Source organism: Alteromonas sp. KUL17, assembly GCF_006538305.1.
GTDB classification, from domain to species: domain Bacteria; phylum Pseudomonadota; class Gammaproteobacteria; order Enterobacterales; family Alteromonadaceae; genus Alteromonas; species Alteromonas macleodii.
Window position 1 is genome coordinate 267,922 of the sequence record NZ_BJKJ01000001.1, and the last position, 18,363, is coordinate 286,284.

Here is an 18,363-nt window from a genome sequence, read left to right on the forward strand (position 1 = left end):
GGGTTGGCATAAAGACGGCGCTTTATTAGCGCCGTTTTTGTTTTCAAATGATAACCGTTGAAAGCAGTGTGCTCCTAGCTTCCTAAAGGGGCTTCTTTACGGGCTCCTCTGATAAGCCGCATTATCAAGCTACACCTATGTCCACGTAAATAAGGCTGTATGAACAGCATTAAAGGTTTTGAAGTACATGCTAGTGCAAATTGAGTTGCACAAAATTTGCGTTTCATTACGGTAGTTTATTAAATAAAGTGATATCCTTTGCCGTAAGATGATAATTTAAGAATGTTGCGCTTTAAGATTGTGAAGTAGTGCTGAGTTAACGGCACGTATTAATTAAGTGCGACAGATAACAAAAAGTGTGATTTGTGACTGGCCGCTCAATTTTTAACTTCTTACTAAAATCTGTATTTCTTGGCGTAGCTGTTGCTGCACTACTGTTAGTTTTCCTACCCGATCTACGTCAAGGCAAAGGCCTTGCTCAAGGGTTCTTTAACTCCCCCTCAGTAAGCGCTAGTCGCGAAAGCTATTTTACTGCTCTAAGTCGCTCTGCGCCTGCAGTAGTCAATATCTACAGCGTCAGTATTGAGAACGGTTCAGGCCTATTCAGAAATCAATCTCGTGGGCGCACCAATTTGGGTTCTGGCGTTATCATGACAGAAAATGGCTATTTGCTTACCTGTCACCACGTAGTTGCAGATGCAGATAGCATTTACGTAGCGGTTCAAGATGGACGTATTTTGGAAGCGCAAATTGTGGGCACCGACCCACTGACCGACCTTGCCGTTTTAAAAGTCACCGCTGATAACCTGCACATTATTCCTCAGGTGTCAGAACCTGACACCCATGTGGGTGATGTGGTGATGGCGATTGGTAATCCTTTCGATTTGGGACAAACCATTACTCAAGGCATAGTAAGCAGAGCCGGACGAAATGGTCTATCTAATTATGTTGATTTCATTCAAACCGACGCAGTTTTGAACCAAGGTAATTCTGGTGGTGCGCTGGTAGATAGCAATGGTATTTTGCTGGGTATCACTAACGCCAACTTCCAGGTGCTAGATTCAAATAATCGCGCTCGCAATGTAGACGGCATTAACTTTGCCGTGCCTTACGAATTAGCTAAGCGAGTCATGGATGAAATTATCAGCAATGGACGTGTTGTTCGCGGGCAGCTTGGTTTTGTTGGCGGTGAAAACCGCAACCGACCAGGCATAGACGTTTCAGCAGTAGCTAAAGGCAGCCCTGCCGACATCGCGGGTATCCGCCCTGGCGACATCATAGTAGCCATAGACGGCGTACGTTTAGAAAGCGCATCAAAAACGTTGGATATGATTGCCGAAACCGAGCCCGGTACAGAACTTGAAATTGAGCTCAGCCGCGACGGGCGTTCAATTACTATTACGGCAACGGTTGCAGAGCTTCGCGCTGGTCAATAAGTATTGTTGGAGCTGGCAGATTAGTTCGGCTTCCCAAGTTTAGAACGTGAAGATTTAATACCAGCCCGCATAGATAATAGACACAAAAAAAGCGCCAGATAGATATTCTATCTGGCGCTTTTTCGTAGAAGTGCGAAACCTTGAGTTATTCTTTCACTCTTTCAATGATGGCACCCAAGCCACCCAGCTTCTCTTCAATGGCTTCATAACCACGGTCTAAGTGATAAATGCGATTCACGTGAGTCTCACCTTCTGCGATGAGCCCAGCTATCACCAAGCTTGCCGACGCGCGCAGGTCAGTAGCCATTACTGGAGCTCCTTTAAGACTTGAGCTGCCTTTAGACACTGCTGAGTTCGCTTCTAACGCGATTTCTGCGCCCATACGTTGTAACTCTGGCACGTGCATGAAGCGGTTTTCAAAAATGGTTTCTGTAATTACGCCCGTGCCTTCGGCAACACAGTTCAAGGTAACAAACTGCGCCTGCATATCCGTAGGGAATGCTGGGTGTGGTGCGGTTTTAACTCGCACAGCCTGCGGTTTGCGCCCTTCCATGTCTAGCTCTATCCAGTCATCACCAGTGGTGATTTTAGCTCCGGCCTGCTCTAGCTTATCTAGCACCGCATCTAATGTATCTGGCGCCGCATGAGTACAGCGTATTTTCCCACCTGTCACAGCGGCCGCTACCAAGAAAGTACCGGTTTCTATACGGTCAGGCAGCACTGCATAATCACAACCGTTTAAGGTTTCCACGCCCTCAATGGTTATTTTATCGCTTCCTGCACCGCTAATTTTCGCGCCCATCTGAATAAGACAGTTTGCTAAATCAACGATTTCGGGCTCGCGTGCCGCGTTTTCAAGAATGGTTGTTCCGTCAGCCAGCGCCGCTGCCATCAGTAGGTTTTCAGTGGCACCCACGCTTACCATATCCATGAAAATACGCGCACCTTTCAGACGCCCATCGACTTCGGCTCGAATATAGCCTTCGTCTACTTCAATCTTCGCGCCCATCTTTTCAAGGCCAGTTAAATGAAGATTTACCGGGCGCGCACCTATAGCACAGCCACCGGGCAAAGAGACATTCGCTTTACCTTGCTTAGCTAACAGTGGGCCAAGTACCAAGATAGACGCACGCATAGTACGTACTAACTCATAGGACGCTGTAACGCTTTGTAGCGTACTCGCATCGATAACGATATCGTTAGGTGCGGGTAGTGCGACTTCAACACCTAATTCACGCAAAAGTGCCGTCGTAGTATTGATGTCACGAAGACGAGGAACGTTGGTGTAACGACAAGGAGAGTCGGTCAGCAAGCTTGTCATCAACAATGGCAAGGCCGCGTTTTTAGCGCCAGAGATGCGCACGGTACCGTTGAGCGCAGGGCCCTTTTTAATTACGAGTTTATCCACGTGCTACGCCTATTATTGAGGAATATTAAACTGGCGCTCACGCTCCCAGTCTTTTACTGAAAACGTCTTGATGGTAATTGCATGCATGCTGCCGTCTGCAATTTTATCAGCCAAAGGCGCATATACCGCTTGCTGGCGTTTCACACGGCTCATTTCGTTAAAAGCATCGCTTACCGCAATAATATTAAAATGCGAACCTTCGCCCTTTACATGGACTTCGTGAAGGTCTAACGCATCTTTCAAGATTTTTTCAATTTCAGACAATTCCATAACTTACTTCTTAATTCGCTAACGGGTGTTTATTCTACGGGTAAAAAGCTATCTGCGTCGCTTATTTTAGCAAGCTTACGTAGCTTCTCTGGCATTTTATATAGGCTCATGCTAACACCATTTTGATTTGCATCCCTAACGGCATTAATTAGCCAAGCCAAACCTGCACTGTCTGCGCGCTCAACGTCACTTAAATCAACAAGACATCTTTTATTGTTAATCAAGGTACTACGCTCATTTCCGTTCAAACTATCCCAGAAATTCTTCGACAGCGTTTCACGGTCAAGATGACCGTGAACCACTACATTGCCTTTGTCGTTTACCTCGAATAGGCTCACTCAGCCTCTCCTTCGATTTCGATTGGCTCGCCTTGCTTAAGCTCAACTGGCTTACCAATTTTGGCGCGCATTAGTGCGATAACTGCATCGATACCGTCTTGACGAAGGATTGATTCAAATTCGCTACGCTTGCTGTTTAGCATGCTGATGCCTTCAGCAACCATATCGTAGGCTTTCCACTCGTTCGTTTTACTATCTTTACGAACTTTAAAAGCAATTTTGATTTCAGGGCGGTTTGGATCTTGAACCACTGCACGCACTGTTACTGATTTTTTATCATCAAAAGATGATTCAGGCTCAAAGATGACTTCTTGGTTGTCGTAGTAGCCCATTGCCACAGCGTAGGTTGTTACCAAATATTGACGAAATACGCTGATGTACTCGCCCATCTTCTCTTGAGGTACTGACTTAAAGTGTTTACCTAGTACCATAAAAGCAGCGAATTTGTAGTCGATATGAGGTACTAATTCTTCTTCCATAATAGTGCGTAGCATTTCAGGATCAGCTTTAATCGCTGCTTGGTTCGCTTTGATGCGCTCAAACGTGCGGTTTGCTACGTCTTGAACCAATTCATACGGGTTTTGTTCATTAACTTCTTGTGCATTCGCTATGCCCGCTACAGACATCATGAAGATGCCAAGTGCTACCATAAACTTTTTCAAAATTACTCTCCTAACTTAAAACTCTATTTAGCAGACCTGATGGCAATCTAATAAGTTTCATCACGCCGCTGGAATAATTTAACGACCTGGTAATATACGTCTGGCCGTAATACTGCGATTAGTCTTCGTCGCTTCCGCGATTAAATAAGAACTGACCAATGAGATCTTCAAGAACCAAAGCTGACTTAGTATCCTGAAGGTAATCGCCATTCTGTAAATTAGCGACACCGTCGAAAGAGAAGCCAGGTTGGAAGCCAACATACTGTTCGCCTAGCAAACCCGAGGTCAAAATAGACACAGAGCTGGTTTCTGGAAAGCCGTTGTATTCATTTAAAATTGACAGCTCAACCACTGGCGTAAAATCTTCTTGGTCTAGCGTAATCGATGACACACGGCCAACCGTTACCCCACCAACCTTTACTGCCGATCTCGGCTTTAAGCCGCCAATATTGTCGAATTTTGCGTATAACGTGTAGGTATCGCCTTCGGTGGCTACCGTTTGGTTTGCTACTTTCAGTGCCAATAACAACAACGCACCGATTGTAAGCATGACAAACACACCAACCATTACTTCCGTTTTATACTTACTCATTCCAATCCCCTACTCGATACCAAACATAAGGGCGGTTAGCACGAAGTCCAGCCCTAATACTGCTAATGATGAATAGACCACCGTTTCGGTAGTCGCTTTGCTGATCCCTTCCGATGTTGGAATAGAATCGTAACCTTTAAATATGGCAATCCACGTCACAACCAAGGCAAACACGAGGCTTTTTATTACGCCGTTTATGACATCCTGGTTCCAATCTACTGTCGATTGCATAATTGACCAGTAGCTGCCTGCATCAACGCCTAACCAATCAACACCCACTAAGTGGCCGCCTAAAATACCAATGGCACTGAAAATAATGGCAAGCATAGGCATCGCTAACATTCCCGCCCAAAAACGCGGTGCGACGATACGTCGTAGCGGGTCTACCGCCATCATCTCTAAACTACTCAGCTGCTCAGTGGCTTTCATTAAGCCTATTTCAGCTGTTAAGGCTGAGCCAGCTCGCCCAGCAAAAAGCAATGCGGTAACAACCGGACCAAGCTCTCTTAACAATGAAAGTGCGACCATGGGGCCTAAGCTACCTTCTGCGCCATAATCAACCAAAATGGTGTAGCCTTGTAGCGCCATTACCATGCCGATGAATAACCCCGACACCATAATAATAAGTAGCGACTGAACGCCCACTACATACAATTGCTTAATCACCAGCGGTACATTTTTAAGCCTAGGAACAGCGATTAATGCACCAAATAACATAAGAGCTGCTCGACCAACCGCAGTGACCTTTCCTATTGTTTTAGCGCCTATTGATTGGAAGAACTTCATTTATCTGCCCCCAAGAAGCTTGCTTTCAAATCAGGTGCAGGATAATGAAATGGTACCGGACCATCTGCTTTTCCTTTCAAGAACTGTTGGACTAATTCAGAGTCACTTTCTTTGATTTGCTGCGCCGTTCCTTCACCGATAACCCGCTTGTCAGCTAAGATATAAATATAATCGGCAATGGTCAGTACTTCAGTGACATCGTGAGTCACCACAATACTGGTTAGATTAAGTGCGTCGTTTAATTCACGAATAAGCTTAACCAGCACACCCATTGATATAGGATCTTGTCCTGCAAAGGGTTCGTCGTACATGATTAAATCTGGATCTAGTGCAATTGCCCTTGCCAAAGCGGCCCTGCGCGCCATACCACCAGACAATTCACTAGGCATTAATTGAGCTGCACCGCGCAATCCTACTGCCTGTAGCTTTAAAGCGACAATTGTCGCAATAACGTCTTCAGAAAGTTTTGTATGTTCGCGAAGTGGAAACGCCACGTTATCGAACACACTCATATCGGTAAAAAGCGCACCACTTTGAAAAAGCATGCTCATTCTACGACGTGTCTCATATAGCGTTTTTCTCGACATAGAAACAATCGAATCGCCGTCGAATCTAACGTCACCTTCATCTGGCGTTAACTGCCCGCCAATAAGGCGCAGCAGCGTGGTTTTACCTATACCACTTGGCCCCATTACCGCAGTAATTTTGCCTTTGGGTACCTTTAGCGATATCCCATCATAAATGATGCGATCAGCGCGCTTAAAGGTAAGGTTATCTACTTCAACTAAATGATCCATAGTTACTTAAATGTCGACCCCTGACGTTGGATTGAGACCTTATAAAATAACGCGTTCAATCCACTTAGAAAATTTTAAAATTATAAAAGTAAGTGAGTATTCAATTTCTGTGCCTTCACTTGATCCACTCTTAAGGTTTACTGCACAGTTTACTTTATGAGCGCATAAAATCAAAAAAGTTTACTCTCCAGTGTACTTTTTTGAATTTCTATCGCCAGACACGGTATAGAACACCTTGTCTGGGCGGTGTAATTTAAGGGCATTGTACGCTTTTTCAAGCCCCTCGCCAAAGTCAAAAAGTTACAAGTTATGTTCGATTAAGACGAATATATACCAGTCCGTATAGATTATTACCCACGCAGCGAGAGTTAAAATGTTCGTAATCGCGGCGTGTTACCGCAGGTATAGTGGTTCTACATCAAGGTGACACAACAAAGAGTACGGACATTTTAAACTCGCCCTTCGGGAAGGTCTGGCAAACTTCCTAGCTTCATTCTGGGAATTTGAAAGGGAACAGCCATTCCTGCATTCCCACGCTTCGCTAGGAAACTTGCCAGCGCCTTCTGAGTGGGCAATTATCTATGCGGACTGGTATTCGGTATCTCACGCCCAAGTGCCCATCTAGTATCCTACAAGCCTCCCAAATCAATCCTAATACCATCCTATTTTGTTGTTTCTTAACTGAAACTGAATATGAAGTCTTGTGTGTGTAAGTGCGACCTAATTTGCGTATTCAGCGGAAATTTACGTCAATTGACAGTATTTGGCGAAAATAAAACGCTGCGAGCATAGGCAAATGGCACTCTTTTTGCGACAATCTAGAGAAATACTTTCTATTACAGGTTGTTGTGCTTTTAAACATTGTCATTTTTCTTGTTGGGCTGATTGTACTGAGTTGGAGCGCTGACCGGTTTGTATATGGCGCCTCAGCATTAGCAAAAAACATCGGCATTTCTCCAATGATGATCGGACTAACGATTGTCGCTATGGGATCTTCGGCACCTGAAATTGTGGTTTCCGCCATAGCCTCCGCAAATGGCAATATGAACACCGCCGTGGGTAACGCGCTAGGTTCTAACATCACGAACATCGCGCTAGTTTTAGGTATAACCGCGCTAGTGAAACCATTGCTTGTTTCATCTACAACATTAAAGCGCGAGCTTCCAGCACTCCTTATCATCTCATTGATTGCCATTGGCTTTATGTTTGACGGTGAACTTAAGTCTTATGAAGGCATTATCCTACTAGGCCTGTTCATTTTCGTACTGGCAATGATGGCGTGGTTGTCGCTACAGGTAGATAAAGAAGATCCTCTGGTTGCGGAAACCGCAGATGAAATCCCCAAAGGCGTTTCAAATACGTCAGCCCTCATTTGGATTGGTGTAGGCCTTGTAATACTGCCATTAAGTGCTCACTTTTTGGTGAACTCAGCAGTAGAAATTGCCAGATACATGGGCATTTCGGATTTGGTTATCGGACTAACGATTATTGCGTTTGGTACAAGTCTACCTGAACTAGCAGCAAGTGTTGCGGGTGTACTGAAAGGTGAAGACGATTTAGCACTGGGTAATATCATCGGCTCAAATATCTTCAACCTACTTGCCGTACTTGGCATGCCCGGCTTAATCGCGCCTGGTATCCTGGACCCTGACGTTTACAACCGAGATATGTACGTAATGCTTGGTTTAACATTATTACTGTTCTTGTTCAGCTTCGATTTAATCGGCAAACGTACAATATCAAGAACAAATGGATTCATACTTCTGGCTTGCTTTATCGGCTATCAATTCTGGCTATTCGGATAATCATGAATACACAAACTCAGATGAACTATATCGACTCAGCGAAGCGCGTTATTGAAATTGAAACTCAAGCTATTGCTAATCTGGCAGAGCGCTTAAACAATGAATTTATCGCTGCCTGTAATATTCTCTTTGCCTGCAAGGGTAAAGTTGTCGTGAGTGGTATGGGAAAGTCTGGGCATATCGGAAATAAAATTGCCGCTACGCTTGCCAGTACAGGTACTCCTGCATTTTTCATGCACCCTGGTGAAGCCAACCATGGCGACTTGGGCATGCTAAGCAAAGGCGATGTCTTACTCGCCATCTCTAATTCTGGCGAGACTAACGAGCTAGTTAACTTATTGCCCGTAGTTAAGCGCTTAGGCATACAGGTGGTCGCCATGACCAACAGTGCTTCCAGTTCATTGGGGCAACACGCAGATGTCGTACTTGATATCAGCGTTGAAAAAGAAGCGTGTTCGCTAGGTCTTGCTCCTACGTCAAGCACAACCGCCACACTGGTTATGGGTGATGCGCTTGCGGTAGCACTGCTCGACCAAAAAGGTTTCACCTCAGATGACTTTGCGCTTTCGCACCCAGGCGGTAGTTTAGGCAGAAAACTTCTGCTTAAAGTTAGCGATATCATGCTAAGCGGCAGTGATATCCCACTTGTCCATGCCAGTGCTTCTGTCGCTGACGCACTGCTGGAAATATCTAAAAAGGGATTGGGTATGACAGGCGTGATAGCGGCAGACGGTACGCTGACAGGCGTCTTTACGGATGGCGACCTACGACGAATTCTCGATGCCCGCGTAGACGTACACAGTGCGACAGTAGAAGAAGTAATGACTAAAGGCGGCAAGACTACCACCGCAGGTCAGCTGGCTGTAGAAGCCCTGAATTTGATGGAAACCCATAAAATTAGTGCGTTAATGGTTACTGACGATAAGCGCAAACCTGTTGGGGCTTTTAACATGCATATGCTACTAAAAGCAGGAGTGCTTTAAATGACAACCACCTTGTACACGGAAATAAATGACTCGCTTTTCGCAAAACTAGCCAAGATAAAGTTGCTGGTATGCGACGTTGATGGTGTGTTCTCAGATGGTCGAATTTACTTAGGTAACGACGGTGAAGAACTTAAAGCATTCCATACCCGTGATGGATATGGTGTAAAAGCGCTAGTGAGCAATGGGGTGAATGTTGCGGTTATTACTGGACGTCGCTCTGCCATTGTTGAAAATAGAATGAAGGCACTGAATGTTGCACATATAATTCAAGGCGAAGAGAATAAAGCAGACGCGCTTAGCGACCTGATGAAACGCCTTGAGTTAAACACTGACGAAGTGGCTGCGGTAGGTGATGACATGCCAGATACGGGTATGTACAAGCACGTTGCGGTTAAAATTGCGGTTGCCGATGCCCATCCTTACGTAGCAAAACAAGCAAACTGGATTACGACCCTTCCCGGTGGGTTTGGCGCGGTCCGAGAAATATCGGATACCATTTTGCAGGCCAAAGGGGTAACAAATGAGATTTTTGGAGCTAGTGTATGAGCCTGTTTGGCTTTAATCGCTTAGGATTAAGTATATCGGCGCTATTTATTCTGGCGATGCTGATGTACATCCCTACGTGGATGGAAGAGCAGCCTGAAACGCAGGGGAATCGTGAAAACGATGCGCTAAAGCCCGCCTACAAAGCAAAAAATCTAACCACTACGCTGTACAATCAAGACGGTGAGTTAAATCACAAAGTATTTGCAGAGTCGATGGAGCATTACGACCAGCTTGGCTTTGTATTGTTTCAGCAACCTAAATACACCCTTTATACAGAAAACGCGTCATCACCATGGGTGGTAACCGCTGATGAAGGTACACTATACAATAACGAGCTAATCCAGCTGGAAAACCAAGTTAATATTGAGAACCAAACTGGCGATGACTTTGTCAGAAGTATATCGACCGAGTACATTCAAATTAATTTAGAAACCAAGCAAATGACATCTGACCAACCCGTTGAAATACTGGGCACCCAATATGTCATTTTAAGTAATGGGTTTAACGCGAATTTACGCACACAAGAATACGAGCTTTTAGATCATGTACAAACCACTTATTCCCCTAGCAACTAGTTTATTGCTTGCCATCGCTAGCGGTGCGGTACACGCCAGTGAAGATGATTTTTCGCAGCCCATAAAAATAGGCTCGAACACCCAGTTTATCGACGGTAAAAATAAAACCGCGTTGTACAAAGACGACGTACTCATAACTCAAGGCTCTTTGGTTATTGAAGCCGACGAAGTGGAAGTAATTGCCACTGACGGTGGTGGTCGTGAAATATTTATTGCTAGAGGAAAGCCGGCAAGCTACTCCCAGCAATTGGAAGACGGCACGCCAGTTTCGGCAAAAGCTAATGAAATACGCTATGAAGTGGTAAACCGAACGATTTCTCTTGCCGGAAACGCAGAGTTGAAACAAGACACCAGTAAAGTACAGGGTGACAACATCACGTTCGATATGATTACCGAGCAATTGCTAGCGACTGGCGGCGCAGGTAAGGATGGTGAGGGTCGAGTGACCACAGTATTCACACCTGAGACCATTCGCAAAACTTCGTCTAAGAAAGACAAAAAAGACAACGAGGGCAATAAATAGCAATGGCAACTTTGAGCGCTAAAAATCTTGCTAAGGCTTACAAGTCAAGACAGGTTGTTCGAGATGTAAGTCTGTCTGTCTCAACGGGTCAAATTGTTGGTCTTCTTGGCCCAAATGGCGCTGGTAAGACCACTACATTCTACATGATTGTTGGTTTAGTGAATCTGGATAAAGGCAAGATTGAAATCGACGACAATGAGCTAACTCATCAGCCCATGCACGAGCGTGCACGCCGCGGAATAGGCTACCTACCGCAGGAAGCCTCTATTTTCAGAAAGCTCACAGTGCATGAAAATATCATGGCCATTTTGCAAACCCGTAAAGATTTAAATTCACAACAGCAAGAAGAAGAAGCAGATGCGCTACTTGATGAATTTAATATTAACCATATACGTAATAGTACGGGGATGAGTTTGTCAGGGGGCGAACGCCGTCGCGTTGAGATTGCCCGCGCTCTGGCAGCAAAACCGCAATTTATTTTGTTAGACGAACCATTTGCTGGTGTTGATCCGATATCAGTTAATGATATAAAGAAGATAATACAACATCTTCGCGATAGGGGGATTGGAATCCTTATCACGGACCATAACGTACGAGAGACATTGGATGTTTGTGAAAAGGCGTACATTGTGAGTCATGGCGAGCTTATTGCGCAAGGAACGGCGGAACAGGTTTTAAGTAATCAAAAAGTAAGGGATGTATACCTAGGCGAACAATTCAGGCTATAGTTAATGTAACCGAATTGTCATTTTTCAGTTTCGCTCTGGTATATTCAATTTAGAGCATTTAAATAAGACGTAGATGAAACCATCTTTACAGCTAAAATTTAGCCAACAACTTACCATGACACCACAGCTTCAGCAGGCCATTAAACTGCTGCAGCTTTCTACACTTGATCTTCAACAAGAGATCCAAGAAGCGCTCGATTCTAATCCGCTATTAGAAGTTGAAGAAGGTAACGACGAGCCGCAACTAGAAAAGAACAATATCGACAACGATGACAGCGGCTCTGAGGCCACTGCTTCTGCATCTAGTGACACGTTAGAAGCCGGCGATGCACTTGAGAAAAACGATCTTCCCGATGAGCTGCCAATCGACAGCACATGGGACGAATACTACTCTGCTTCATCTTCGCCAGCTCCAGGTCCATCCAATGACGACGAGCAAATCTTCCAAGGTGAGACTACTGAAGATATTCAAGAGCACCTTCTTTGGCAAATGCGCCTTACCCATTTCTCGGATACCGATCGCGCAATCGCTACAGCAATCATCGACTCTATTGACGAGTCAGGTTATTTAACCGTTACCCTTGACGATATTTTAGAAGCGGTTAACGATGATGATATGGAAGAGCCGATTGAAATGGACGAAATAGAATGTGTGCTAAAGCGCATTCAGATGTTCGACCCTATTGGTTCTGGCTCACGCTCTCCACAAGAATGTTTGATGGTGCAATTGCGCCAATTTTCAGAAGACACACCTTGGCTTGCTGAAGCAAAGCAACTGATTGAAGAGTACTCTGACTTACTGAGCAGCAAAGACTATCGTACGCTTATGCGTAAAAGCCGATTGAAAGAAGATCAGCTACGCGAGGCAATGCGTTTACTGCAAACCTTGAATCCTCGCCCAGGTAGTGCTTTAGTTACTAAAGAGCCTGAGTACGTTATTCCTGATGTCTCAGTAACCAAGAAAAATGGCCGTTGGGTGGTTGAGCTGAACCCCGACAGTCTGCCTAAGTTAAGCGTAAATCAACAATACGCTGCAATGAGTCGCCGTGCCAAGAATAGTAGCGATTCACAATTCATCCGCTCACACATGCAAGAGGCTAAGTGGTTCATAAAGAGCCTTGAATCTCGTAACGAAACCTTAATGAAGGTTGCAAACTGCATTGTGCAGCAGCAAATGGGCTTTTTTGAGCACGGCCCGGAAATGATGAAACCAATGGTGCTAAATGATGTCGCAGAAATGGTAGATATGCACGAATCCACTATTTCGCGAGTGACAACGCAAAAGTACATGCATACGCCACGTGGAATCTTCGAATTGAAGTATTTTTTCTCAAGCCACGTTGCAACAGAGTCTGGTGGTGAATGTTCATCTACAGCGATTCGTGCATTGATCAAGAAATTAGTGGCCGCTGAAAAGCCTAGCAAGCCGCTAAGTGATAGCAAGATTGCTTCATTGTTGGCCGAACAGGGCATTAAAGTTGCCCGGCGAACAATAGCAAAGTACCGGGAATCGTTGTCGATCCCGCCGTCGAACCAACGCAAAAGCCTTATTTAATCGGGCTTAATAATATAAGGAAGACGAAATATGCAAATCAACCTTACTGGTCATCATGTCGAAATCACCGACTCTTTGCGTAATTATGTCGATACGAAGTTCAGCAAACTTGAACGTCACTTTGATCACATTTCTAATGTGCATGTCATCCTGAACGTTGAAAAATTAAATCAAAAAGCCGAAGCGACCGTTCATTTAAGTGGCGCTGAAGTATTCGCATCCTCAGAAAATACCGACATGTATGCGGCGATTGACAGCATGGTTGATAAACTCGACCGGCAGGTAATCAAGCATAAGGAAAAACTGAAAAAACATTAGTAGTTAATTAAGCATGGATATACAAGCCATCGTAAGTCTGGACCGCACCGAGTGTGCGGTTCAGTGTAATAGTAAAAAGCGAATTCTTGAGATCATCGCTGATATCGCTGCCAAGCAAAACGAGAACATTGATCAGGCAACGGTACTCAACAGTTTGATGGCTCGAGAGCGTATGGGTAGTACAGGCATTGGCAATGGTATCGCCCTGCCCCACGGACGCCTGCCGGGCCTCGAGAAAGTGATTGCCATTGTTGTAACCAGCACGCCAGCAATTGACTTCGACGCCCTTGACGAGAAACCCGTAGACATCTTTTTTGCGCTACTCGTTCCTGAGGAACAGACCGAAGGACACCTTCAAACGCTGGCCACCGTGGCTGGTAAACTAAGCGACAAAGAAACGATTAAAGCAATACGTCGCGCAACGACAAGCGACGATATTCTATCTGCATTAAGTTAAACATTAAGCGCCTATTAACCGTTTAGTAGGCGCCTAATTCAACAACGCGTATGTGATAAAACCAGAGTATTAGGGAGAAAGTAGGTGAAGCTGATAATAATCAGTGGTCGTTCGGGGTCTGGTAAGTCTGTCGCACTTCGCGCATTGGAAGATTTAGGTTATTACTGTGTTGATAATATCCCGGTAAACTTACTTCCCACCTTAACCCATACAGTTGTTGACGAGTACGATCAGGTTGCGGTAAGTATCGATGTGAGAAACTTACCTAAAAATCCTGACGATTTGGTAGAAATTTTAGACTACTTGCCTTCTTCGTGGTCGATGACCATTGTTTACATTGACGCGAGCGATGATGTACTGGTTAAGCGTTTTAGCGAAACACGTCGTCTTCACCCTCTCGCCAAGCTTAATAAATCGCTTTCAGAAGCCATTAAAGCCGAGTCTGCCCTACTTGCTCCTATTGCTGAACGCGCAGATTTATATTTAGACACAGATAAGCTTACCATTCACCAACTGGCTGAGTTAATTCGAGAGCGTATCCTGGGTAAGAAAAGCTCACGCCTTGTGCTTGTGTTTGAGTCTTTTGGCTTTAAGCACGGTATTCCTAAAGATGCGGATTACGTTTTTGATGCCCGCTTTTTACCTAACCCCCACTGGGAGCCCGACCTTAAACACCTGACCGGATTAGACGCACCAGTAGAAGTATTTTTGGGGTCGCAGCCTGTAGTGACCAAGTTCATTTGGCAAATTCAGAATTTAATAACGACATGGCTGCCTCATTTAGAGCGCAATAACAGAAGTTACGTAACCGTAGCAATTGGCTGTACTGGTGGCCAACACCGTTCGGTTTATATCGCACAGACCCTGTCGAAAACCTTCAGTGAAATACACCCTGATGTACAAATTCGCCATAGAGAGCTGAATCAGTAATGACTATTCAAAAAACGCTAACTATCGTCAATAAGTTAGGGTTGCATGCAAGAGCGGCGACCCAACTGGTTAAATTGGCTAATCAATTCGACGCTAAAATCATCTTAAAAAAAGGCGATAAAGAAGCAGACGCAAGCAGTGTATTGGGATTAATGATGCTTGAAAGCCATCAAGGTGAACAGGTAGACGTGATTGTGGACGGCAGTGATGCTGTTGATGCACTTGCAGCTATTGAAGAGCTTATTGAGGGCAGATTTAACGAAGACGAATAGTATTACTTGCCCAATCCATTGACCAATTAATCGACACTTAGCGCAGTTATCTTAAAATCCTGCGCAAAACCTACGCAATTATCATGACAGACTCATCATAATTGCGATATTCTACGCCCACTTAGGCTCTATGGCCTGCATTGTTCATCTTTTAGCTTGTAGGAATAACGCCTTATGGCAGAAGCGCTTGTTTCTAAATACGTACAAACTCAGTTACGCGCACTCAACGCTGCGTTGACCAACGGTCAATTCGTATCTGTACGTAAGCTTCTGCTTGAATTACCGCCTTCAGACGTCGCCCACATTCTTGAATCTAGCCCTAGCAGAACCCGTGACGAATTATGGGAGCTCATTGATGGTGACTTTCACGGCGACATTTTAGAAGAACTGTCTGACGATGTTCGAAACGGTATCATTACAAAAATGCTTCCCGCTAATGTGGTTGACGCACTTGAAGAGATGGATACCGATGACTTAGCAGAGACGCTAAGCAGCCTTCCCGAGCCAGTATTGGCCGATATTCTAGATTCGATGGATGCACAAGATCGTGTGCGCGCAGAGCAAGCGCTGTCTTACGGTGAGGAAACCGCTGGTTTCATCATGAACACCGACACCATCACTTTACGTCCCGATGTGACCATTGACGTGGTTCTGCGCTATATCCGCTTAAAAGGCGAGCTACCTGAGAATACGGATACGTTTTACGTGGTAAACCGAACTGATAACCTTGTTGGTATTGTTCCGGTTACCCGTTTACTCACAGCAGATACCGACGATAAAGTGTCTGACGTTATGGACGAGGAATCTGAAGCGATCCCTGTGAATATGCCAGACGACGAAGTGGCAAGCCTGTTCGAGCGATACAATTGGCTTTCAGCACCTGTTGTAGATGAAAACCATCGCTTAGTGGGCCGAATTACCATTGATGACGTGGTTGATATTATTCGTGAGGACGCCGAGCACTCGATGATGAGTATGGCGGGTCTTGATGACGACGAAGATACCTTTGCACCCGTTATGCAAAGTACCAAACGACGCTCGGTGTGGCTGGCGGTAAACTTAGTGACGGCGCTAATGGCTGCGATGGTGAGTGATCTATTTGAAGCAACGCTCAGCCAACTGGCTGTGTTAGCTATATTAAATACCATTGTCCCCAGTATGGGCGGTGTAGCGGGTAATCAGACGCTAACGCTAGTTATTCGCGGTATGGCACTAGGCCATGTTAACGCGAGTAACTCACGATGGCTTATCAGTAAAGAAATATCCATCGGCTTTTTAAACGGTGCCATTTGGGCGGTGCTTATTGCCTCTGTCATCGCGTTATGGAAACAAGATTACATGCTGGGCGTAATTATTGCCTTTGCCATGATGGTAAACATGATTGCAGCTGCTTTAGCGGGCGCAACCTTACCTATGATCATGAAGCGTCTTAAGATAGACCCTGCCCTAGCTGGCAGTGTTATCTTAACTACGATAACCGATGTAGTGGGTATTTTTGCTTTCTTAGGTACTGCGACGCTGTTTCTAATTTAAGTTAATTTTGAACTCTCATGCCTGATAGGGCATGGTGAGCTAAAAAATACTCATGCAATAAGCGCTTTCGCTATATATCCATTGACGTTCAGCTTGTAACCCACACCCCAGACGGTTTCTACTAGCTGTCCACCATTTTCAATACTGTTGATTTTATCAAGCTTAGTGCGTAAACGATTTATATGGGTATTCACCGTGTGCTCGTAGCCTTCGTGGTTATAGCCCCACACCTCACTGAGCAATTGATTGCGAGAAAAAACTTGGTTTGGATGACGACAAAAATAATCCAGTAGCGCAAACTCCCTAGCCGTTAACGTTAGCACTTGGCCATTTAAGGTTACGCTATGAAATCGCTGGTCGATTTTAAGGGGTCCTATTTCGATGCGCTCTTCACTACCTTGAGATGGTCTTAAATGTTCTTGGCTAGGCATACTTCTGCGCATATGGGAGCGAATACGGGCAATAAACATACGTGCATCAAATGGCCCTGATAGATAATCATCTACGCCTACTTCATAGTAGTTTGCTTCATCTACCTCTTCGTCGGCCACATCGCCTGTCATCGCGTCACTTTCCACTGCCATCACCCAACTTTCGGGGTTCGTATCAACAAGGCCTTTTATACGATTAAGACAGATAATATTTCCATGCGACTCAACAATAACGAGCGAATAATGCTGCGCCTTAAGCAACGACTCTGCGGATTGAAAATTAGAGACTGCGTCGTAAAGAAAGCTATGCTTACTTAAGCATTGCGATATGTTCTGTTGAAACTTATTTCCACTGTAGATGATAAGGATCATATCTCGCTCCTAATTCGCCAATAAAAAACAAGACCAGTGTGTTCGTGGTTTTCTTTCACAGTGATTACAATTTTTTTAAAAAATATAAATTCAGAATTTATAACAGCACTGTTATTTATTGAGACGAATCTGTGTGCGTTTTGTGAAAGTTCTGTGATGAATTGGACATTTTACTGCCCTAAATTTTTATGCGATTTAAGCCATAAATAAGGACAATAAAATGAAATTCACTAAACTTGCTAGCGCAACGCTTTTGTCGCTAGCAGCAGTATCAGTAAGCCAAGCTGTCACTTTAGACATTGAAATTACCAACCTGACTCAGGCGCAGAGTTTTACGCCGCGTTTAGTCATAGCTCACGATGACACCGTCGATGCCTTTGAAGTTGGGCAACCTGCGTCATCAGCTCTAGCGTGGTTAGCTGAAGCTGGTGTTATTGACGACGAACAAAATGCTGATTCAAGCGGCGCAAACTTTGAAGCGTTACTCGGCCCTGTTGATACCGACAATGGTTCAAATACGTGGCACCGTTTTGGCGGACTTCTCGCGCCGAAAGCTACGTTAAGCTATCCCTTCGATACTATGGACAAGCCATATCTTTCGCTACTTTCCATGCTAATACCTACTAACGACGCTTTTGTTGGTATGGACAGTATTGAAATTCCAACCGAGCCGGGTACCTACACTTATTACCTTAATGCATACGATGCCGGTACTGAGCTTAACGATGAACTAAATAGTGCCCGTACAGATGTTGTTGAAGCTGGAACCGGAAACGCGCTGGGTGGATATGGCGTACCGGGTGTTGCCGGTGGCGGCGCTCCAACTCGTATTGTTGATTTGGGTACAGGTGGCACGGGTGTGGGTGCACAAATCGTTAATGGCGAAATAGAAGATGGTGAAGATGGCCCAGTACACATCCACCGCAATGCGCTTGGTGATACTGATAGCGCCGCTGGTGCCAGTGATCTGGACTCTACCGTACACCGTTGGTTGAACCCAGTAGCACGTGTAGTTATTACTGTTCCTGCATCTTAAGGAGCCA

22 protein-coding genes are annotated in these 18,363 nt (G+C 45.0%); 14 read left to right on the top strand and 8 right to left on the bottom strand.

Going from position 1 to position 18,363, the window contains the following annotated elements; genetic code table 11:
* Positions 1–365 precede the first annotated feature (365 nt).
* Positions 366–1,436: a trypsin-like peptidase domain-containing protein gene (locus tag KUL49_RS01080; RefSeq protein ID WP_131136024.1), complete on the top strand. Its 1,071-nt coding sequence runs from the start codon at positions 366–368 to the stop codon at positions 1,434–1,436.
* Positions 1,437–1,581: 145 nt separating this feature from the next.
* On the opposite strand, the gene murA is transcribed toward KUL49_RS01080, so the two are convergent.
* The 7 genes from murA to mlaF all read right to left on the bottom strand — a co-directional run bounded on the left by murA (position 1,582) and on the right by mlaF (position 6,289).
* Positions 1,582–2,844, bottom strand: coding sequence for a UDP-N-acetylglucosamine 1-carboxyvinyltransferase (gene murA / locus KUL49_RS01085; protein WP_014948355.1), 1,263 nt, complete (start codon positions 2,842–2,844; stop codon positions 1,582–1,584).
* 12 nt (positions 2,845–2,856) lie between these two features.
* On the bottom strand, positions 2,857–3,114 hold the full coding sequence (locus tag KUL49_RS01090; protein WP_012517351.1) for a BolA family protein: 258 nt from the start codon (positions 3,112–3,114) through the stop codon (positions 2,857–2,859).
* Positions 3,115–3,143: 29 nt separating this feature from the next.
* Positions 3,144–3,452: a lipid asymmetry maintenance protein MlaB gene (locus KUL49_RS01095; RefSeq protein WP_131136025.1), complete on the bottom strand. Its 309-nt coding sequence runs from the start codon at positions 3,450–3,452 to the stop codon at positions 3,144–3,146.
* Complete coding sequence (locus KUL49_RS01100; RefSeq protein WP_131136026.1) at positions 3,449–4,114, bottom strand: phospholipid-binding protein MlaC; 666 nt, start codon at positions 4,112–4,114, stop codon at positions 3,449–3,451. Before KUL49_RS01100 ends, KUL49_RS01095 begins: the two co-directional genes overlap by 4 nt.
* 118 nt (positions 4,115–4,232) lie before the next feature.
* Complete coding sequence (mlaD, locus tag KUL49_RS01105) at positions 4,233–4,706, bottom strand: outer membrane lipid asymmetry maintenance protein MlaD (RefSeq protein WP_014948351.1); 474 nt, start codon at positions 4,704–4,706, stop codon at positions 4,233–4,235.
* Positions 4,707–4,715: 9 nt separating this feature from the next.
* Complete coding sequence (gene mlaE, locus KUL49_RS01110; RefSeq protein WP_014948350.1) at positions 4,716–5,492, bottom strand: lipid asymmetry maintenance ABC transporter permease subunit MlaE; 777 nt, start codon at positions 5,490–5,492, stop codon at positions 4,716–4,718.
* Positions 5,489–6,289 carry a phospholipid ABC transporter ATP-binding protein MlaF gene (mlaF, locus tag KUL49_RS01115; protein WP_014948349.1) on the bottom strand — a complete coding sequence of 267 codons (801 nt, stop codon included), beginning with the start codon at positions 6,287–6,289 and terminating at the stop codon, positions 5,489–5,491. Before mlaF ends, mlaE begins: the two co-directional genes overlap by 4 nt.
* An 848-nt stretch (positions 6,290–7,137) precedes the next feature.
* On the opposite strand from mlaF, the gene KUL49_RS01120 reads away from it, so the two are divergent.
* The 12 genes from KUL49_RS01120 (at position 7,138) to mgtE (ending at position 16,517) form a co-directional block, all read left to right on the top strand.
* On the top strand, positions 7,138–8,094 hold the full coding sequence (locus KUL49_RS01120; RefSeq protein WP_014948348.1) for a calcium/sodium antiporter: 957 nt from the start codon (positions 7,138–7,140) through the stop codon (positions 8,092–8,094).
* A gap of 2 nt (positions 8,095–8,096) precedes the next feature.
* Positions 8,097–9,077 (top strand): KpsF/GutQ family sugar-phosphate isomerase, encoded by a 981-nt coding sequence (locus KUL49_RS01125; protein ID WP_014948347.1) that lies wholly within the window; start codon positions 8,097–8,099, stop codon positions 9,075–9,077.
* Entirely contained in the window at positions 9,078–9,626 is a 549-nt protein-coding gene (gene kdsC, locus KUL49_RS01130) for a 3-deoxy-manno-octulosonate-8-phosphatase KdsC (protein ID WP_131136027.1), read from the top strand.
* Positions 9,623–10,201 (top strand): LPS export ABC transporter periplasmic protein LptC, encoded by a 579-nt coding sequence (lptC, locus tag KUL49_RS01135; RefSeq protein ID WP_014948345.1) that lies wholly within the window; start codon positions 9,623–9,625, stop codon positions 10,199–10,201. Before kdsC ends, lptC begins: the two co-directional genes overlap by 4 nt.
* Positions 10,170–10,724 carry a lipopolysaccharide transport periplasmic protein LptA gene (gene lptA / locus KUL49_RS01140; RefSeq protein WP_131136028.1) on the top strand — a complete coding sequence of 185 codons (555 nt, stop codon included), beginning with the start codon at positions 10,170–10,172 and terminating at the stop codon, positions 10,722–10,724. The genes lptC and lptA overlap by 32 nt, the downstream gene beginning before the upstream one ends.
* A gap of 2 nt (positions 10,725–10,726) precedes the next feature.
* Complete coding sequence (lptB, locus tag KUL49_RS01145; RefSeq protein ID WP_014948343.1) at positions 10,727–11,452, top strand: LPS export ABC transporter ATP-binding protein; 726 nt, start codon at positions 10,727–10,729, stop codon at positions 11,450–11,452.
* A 73-nt stretch (positions 11,453–11,525) separates the two neighbouring features.
* Entirely contained in the window at positions 11,526–13,007 is a 1,482-nt protein-coding gene (locus KUL49_RS01150; protein ID WP_014948342.1) for an RNA polymerase factor sigma-54, read from the top strand.
* 30 nt (positions 13,008–13,037) lie between these two features.
* On the top strand, positions 13,038–13,325 hold the full coding sequence (gene hpf, locus KUL49_RS01155; protein WP_012517338.1) for a ribosome hibernation promoting factor: 288 nt from the start codon (positions 13,038–13,040) through the stop codon (positions 13,323–13,325).
* A gap of 13 nt (positions 13,326–13,338) precedes the next feature.
* Positions 13,339–13,782 carry a PTS IIA-like nitrogen regulatory protein PtsN gene (ptsN, locus tag KUL49_RS01160; protein WP_014975727.1) on the top strand — a complete coding sequence of 148 codons (444 nt, stop codon included), beginning with the start codon at positions 13,339–13,341 and terminating at the stop codon, positions 13,780–13,782.
* 84 nt (positions 13,783–13,866) lie between these two features.
* The gene (rapZ, locus tag KUL49_RS01165) at positions 13,867–14,712 is read left to right on the top strand and encodes an RNase adapter RapZ (protein WP_014948340.1); all 846 of its coding nucleotides are present in this window, start codon (positions 13,867–13,869) and stop codon (positions 14,710–14,712) included.
* On the top strand, positions 14,712–14,984 hold the full coding sequence (locus KUL49_RS01170; protein ID WP_014948339.1) for an HPr family phosphocarrier protein: 273 nt from the start codon (positions 14,712–14,714) through the stop codon (positions 14,982–14,984). Before rapZ ends, KUL49_RS01170 begins: the two co-directional genes overlap by 1 nt.
* Before the next feature lie 174 nt (positions 14,985–15,158).
* On the top strand, positions 15,159–16,517 hold the full coding sequence (gene mgtE, locus KUL49_RS01175) for a magnesium transporter (protein ID WP_014948338.1): 1,359 nt from the start codon (positions 15,159–15,161) through the stop codon (positions 16,515–16,517).
* Between the two features lie 50 nt (positions 16,518–16,567).
* Here mgtE and KUL49_RS01180 read toward each other — a convergent pair whose 3' ends face one another.
* The gene (locus KUL49_RS01180; RefSeq protein ID WP_131136029.1) at positions 16,568–17,320 is read right to left on the bottom strand and encodes a response regulator transcription factor; all 753 of its coding nucleotides are present in this window, start codon (positions 17,318–17,320) and stop codon (positions 16,568–16,570) included.
* 220 nt (positions 17,321–17,540) lie between these two features.
* Here KUL49_RS01180 and KUL49_RS01185 point away from each other — a divergent pair, with 220 nt between their 5' ends.
* On the top strand, positions 17,541–18,356 hold the full coding sequence (locus KUL49_RS01185) for a spondin domain-containing protein (RefSeq protein WP_039224560.1): 816 nt from the start codon (positions 17,541–17,543) through the stop codon (positions 18,354–18,356).
* The last annotated feature ends 7 nt before the right edge of the window (positions 18,357–18,363 follow it).